Source organism: Idiomarina sp. UBA3162 (assembly GCF_002364475.1).
GTDB lineage: Bacteria > Pseudomonadota > Gammaproteobacteria > Enterobacterales > Alteromonadaceae > Idiomarina.
On sequence record NZ_DEYI01000107.1, the window covers coordinates 1 to 4965 of the forward strand.

Annotated in this window: 3 protein-coding genes; all 3 read right to left on the bottom strand. The window is 47.4% G+C overall.

What is annotated here, in order from left to right; genetic code table 11:
• Positions 1–205 precede the first annotated feature (205 nt).
• Positions 206–1759: a 2-oxoglutarate dehydrogenase complex dihydrolipoyllysine-residue succinyltransferase gene (gene odhB, locus B2X00_RS12360; protein WP_290487964.1), complete on the bottom strand. Its 1554-nt coding sequence runs from the start codon at positions 1757–1759 to the stop codon at positions 206–208.
• 13 nt (positions 1760–1772) lie between these two features.
• Positions 1773–4577 (bottom strand): 2-oxoglutarate dehydrogenase E1 component, encoded by a 2805-nt coding sequence (locus B2X00_RS12365; RefSeq protein ID WP_006955519.1) that lies wholly within the window; start codon positions 4575–4577, stop codon positions 1773–1775.
• Positions 4578–4685: 108 nt separating this feature from the next.
• Positions 4686–4965, bottom strand: a 280-nt coding sequence (locus tag B2X00_RS12370) for a 4Fe-4S dicluster domain-containing protein (RefSeq protein WP_290487965.1), incomplete at its 5' end; no start/stop codon positions are given.

The window sequence follows — 4965 nt, forward strand, 5'->3', positions numbered from 1 at the left end:
AACCTTCAGATACTGGCAAACCAAACTCTTTAAAGAGTTGTTTACCCTGATACTCATGCAAATTCATGATGCTCTTCCGATTCGTTGAAACAACAAAAGCAGCGAAATGCTGCCTACCCGAATACCGCGCCGAATTCTAACGCGTACGGCGCAAAAATAACAGCCGTAAGCTGGAATCCAACTTACGGCTGAGTGCTCAGCGTCTTTAGATATCCAGGATAAGACGTTGAGGATCTTCCAACAGCTCTTTAACCGTGACTAAAAAGCCAACCGATTGTTTGCCGTCGATAATACGGTGGTCATAAGACAGTGCCAAATACATCATTGGCAAGATCTCAATTTTACCATCCACCACCATGGGGCGTTCTTGGATTTTGTGCATACCCAAAATCGCGCTTTGTGGTGGGTTCAAAATAGGCGTTGAAAGCAGTGAACCAAACACACCACCGTTGGTGATTGTGAAGTTTCCGCCCTGCATTTCTTCCAATGTGAGTTTTCCATCACGTCCTTTGATAGCCAAGTCACGGATACCGTTTTCCATGTCTGCGATCGACATTTTGTCAGTATCACGTAACACAGGCGTTACCAACCCGCGTGGTGTTGAAACCGCGATGCTTACATCGAAGAAATTGTGATAAACGATATCATCACCGTCAATTGATGCGTTGACATCAGGGAAGCGTTTTAATGCTTCTGTGACCGCTTTAACGTAAAAGCCCATGAAACCTAAGCGTGTACCGTGTGTTTCTTCAAACACATCTTTGTACTTTTTACGAAGGTCCATAATCGGCTTCATGTTGATTTCATTGAACGTCGTCAACATTGCCGTGTCGTTCTTAGCTTGTAATAAGCGCTCCGCGATACGTTTACGTAAACGTGTCATCGGCACACGTTTTTGATCACGGTCACCCGCCGCTTGCGGCTGCTGAGACGCACTCTGGTTGCTGCTAGAGCTTGACTTAGACTGTTGTCCTTTAACGTGTTTCTCAACGTCTTCTTTGGTCACACGACCACCTTTGCCGGTACCTTTTACGTCACTCGGCTTCAAACCATGCTCGCCTAACAAGCGACGCACAGCGGGCCCTGCGACTTCGCTGTCGCCTTCATCTTTCTGCTCAGCTGAAGTGTCTTCAGATTTTGTTGAAGCTTTGTCAGAAGAGCCTGATACAGAAGCACCTGCTTCAACCGTACCAATTACGTCATCAGCACCAACAGTAGCGCCTTCATCTTGAGTGATTTCAGCTAATACACCGTCCGCTGGAGCGACAACTTCAAGTACCACTTTGTCAGTTTCAATATCGACAAGGTTTTGGTCGCGCTTAACAGCGTCGCCTGCTTTCACATGCCAAGTTGCAATCGTTGCATCAGAGACAGATTCAGGTAACTGCGGTACTTTGACTTCAATTTTTTCGCCCGAGCCAGATTTCTCAGAAGCATTGTCGTCTTTTGACGAACTTTCTTCTTTCTTATCTTCTTTAGCCGAATCTTTGCTATCGCTATCGTCGTTGCTATCGTCACCCGCGCCTTCTTCGATTTTGCCAATCACTTCTTCAGCAGTCACCGTGGTGCCTTCGTCAGCAATGATTTCGCCAATGACGCCATCGGCTTCAGCGACAACTTCGAGCACTACCTTATCGGTTTCGATGTCAACCAGATTCTGGTCACGCGACACTTTGTCACCTGGTTTTACGTGCCAAGTTGCGATGGTGGCATCGGCAACAGATTCGGGTAATTGAGGAACTTTAATATCAATCGCCATGGTTCATCTTCACCTATTTAATGGTTAGCGCTTCGTCAACGAGTTTTTGTTGCTGTTTATTGTGCTCAGATAAATAACCGACTGCCGGAGCAGCTGATGCGGCTCTGCCGCGATAGGTTAATTGAGCACCTGATGGAATAGCCGCCCAGAAGTTATGTTGGCTGCTGTACCAAGCACCTTGGTTCTGGGGCTCTTCCTGACACCAAACAAAATCTTTGACGTGCTGATAATCTTTCATAATCTCTGCGACTTCTTCCGCAGGGAACGGATAAAGCTGTTCGATACGGATAATAGCCACATCATCTTGTTCGCGTTTACGGCGTTCTTGTAACAGATCATAGTAAACTTTACCTGAACACAAGACCACGCGTTTTACTTTTTTCGGATCCAAGTCATCAATTTCAGCGATGGCATTTTGGAAGCCGGTATTCTCTAAGTCACTCATTTCAGAGATAGCTAATGGGTGACGTAGTAACGATTTAGGTGTCATCACTACGAGCGGACGGCGCACCGGACGCAATTGCTGACGACGAATCATATGGAACACTTGCGCAGGTGTCGTTGGTACACAAACTGACCAGTTATGATCAGCTGACAACTGCAAGAAACGTTCAAGGCGTGCAGAAGAATGTTCTGGACCTTGTCCCTCGTAGCCGTGCGGCAGCAATAAAGTCAAACCACATAAACGACCCCACTTCTGCTCACCCGAGCTTAAGAACTGATCAACCACAACTTGGGCACCGTTGGCAAAGTCACCAAACTGGGCTTCCCACATCACCAACGACTTAGGTTCAGCGGTCGCATAGCCATATTCGAACGCCACTACAGCCGCTTCCGATAACACCGAGTCGTAGATTTCTACCACACCTTGATCATCTTTAATGTGATTCAATGGCATGTAAGTCGACGCATCTTTTTGGTTATGCAACACGGCATGACGATGGAAGAACGTACCACGACCCGAGTCCTGACCCGTCAAACGGATATGGATACCCTTATCTAACAAGGTGGCATAAGCTAAGGTTTCTGCAAAACCCCAGTCCATCGGCTTATCGCCTTTGGCCATTTTCATGCGTTCTTGATAAACCTTGGCAACGCGAGAGTTCAGCTTATGTTCTTCTGGATACTGAGCAATCTTCTCACCCAGTGTCGCGAGCGTCGATTTTGACACTTTATAGTCATAGTCGACGTCCCAATCGTTGCCCACGTATGGGCTCCAATCGACCGAGTGCTTACGCATCGGACGGTGTTCTTCAACAACGACTTCGCCTTTATCTAACGCATCACGGTAATCTTGTACCCACTGTTTCGCGTCATCCTCACTGACCACATTGGCCTTTGACAAACGCTCCGCGTAGATTTCACGCGGCACTGGGTGCTTTTTCACTTTCGCATACATCAGTGGCTGCGTAGCACTTGGCTCATCTGCTTCGTTGTGACCGTGGCGGCGGTAACACACCAAGTCGATTACAACGTCACGTTTAAAGGTATTGCGGAAATCCAATGCTAATTGCGTTACAAAGACCACGGCTTCAGGGTCATCTGCGTTAACATGGAAAATCGGTGCTTGGACCATTTTCGCAATATCAGTACAGTACTGCGTTGAACGCGCGTCTTCTTGCTTAGATGTGGTAAAGCCAACTTGGTTATTCACCACGACACGTACAGATCCGCCTACCTGATAAGCACGCGTTTTAGACATGTTAAATGTCTCTTGTACGATACCTTGACCAGCGATTGCCGCATCCCCATGAATGGTTATCGGCAATACTTTATCGCCTTTAGGATCTTGTAAACGATCCATGCGCGCGCGCACCGAGCCCATAACCACTGGATTAACGATTTCTAAGTGTGATGGGTTAAAGGCTAGCGCCAAGTGAACATCGCCACCGGGCGTTGCAAAATCTGACGAGAAGCCCATGTGATATTTAACATCACCTGAACCTTTGTTGGCCGCATGTTTGCCGGCGAACTCATCAAATAAATCTTGTGGTTTTTTACCGAGCACGTTGACTAGGACGTTTAGACGACCCCGGTGGGCCATACCAATGACCACCTCTTGCGTGCCCTGCTCGCCCGAGCGACGAATTAACGACTTCAATAGTGGAACTAAGCTATCGCCACCTTCGAGTGAGAAACGCTTAGCACCTGGAAACTTAGAGCCCAGGTATTTTTCTAGACCGTCGGCAGCAGTCAATTCACGTAAGATGCCGGTCTGCTGCTCTTTATCAAAGCTTGGCTTACCGCGGACACCTTCTAAGCGCTGCTGAATCCAACGTTTTTCCTCTGTCGACACGATGTGCATATATTCTGCACCAATCGGGCCACAATAAATATCTTCTAACGCTTTGTGAATATCCTTGAGCTTCATCGTTTCGCTGCCAACGGCTAGCGAACCTACATTGAACTCACGGTCCAAATCGTCTTTAGTTAAGTCATGAAAAGCAAGTGAAAGGTCGGGTACCTCTTCTTGTTTCCACAAGCCAAGAGGATCGAGGTTAGCGTGTTGATGACCACGAAAACGGTATGCATTAATGAGCTGTAAAACGCGTACTTGTTTCTGATCCGCTACTGACGACTGACCGCCAGCTTGCTTGAGTTTATTCTTAGCAAGCGTACGAAACTGCTCCCGTACGTCACTTAATTTAGCATCTACTGCATGGTCATTGGTTGGCAATGAGTCGAACATATTTCGCCACTCATCACTCACTGCAGTAGGATCATCGAGGTAAGCTTCGAACATTTGTTCGATATAAGCGATATTGCCTCCGGCTAGATGCGATGATTCTAGCCATTCACGCATTACACCCTCTTGCATTGCGTATCCTTCACACTCAATTTGTTCAAACTATAAGAAATAGCCATCCGTGAGCCGGATGGCCATCTTCAGCATCAATTATAACGATTTCTTGCTAAGACGCTGCAATTAAACTGCACGGCTCAGCAACATCGATTTAATGTGACCGATTGCCTTGGTTGGGTTCAACCCTTTAGGACAAACATTCACACAGTTCATGATGCCGTGGCAACGGAACACACTGAAGGCATCGTCAAGGTCATCGAGACGTTGTTCAGTCGCCGTGTCACGACTATCGATCAAGAAGCGGTATGCATGCAACAAACCGGCAGGACCGATAAACTTGTCTGGGTTCCACCAGAATGATGGGCACGAAGTTGAGCAACAAGCGCACAGAATGCACTCGTAC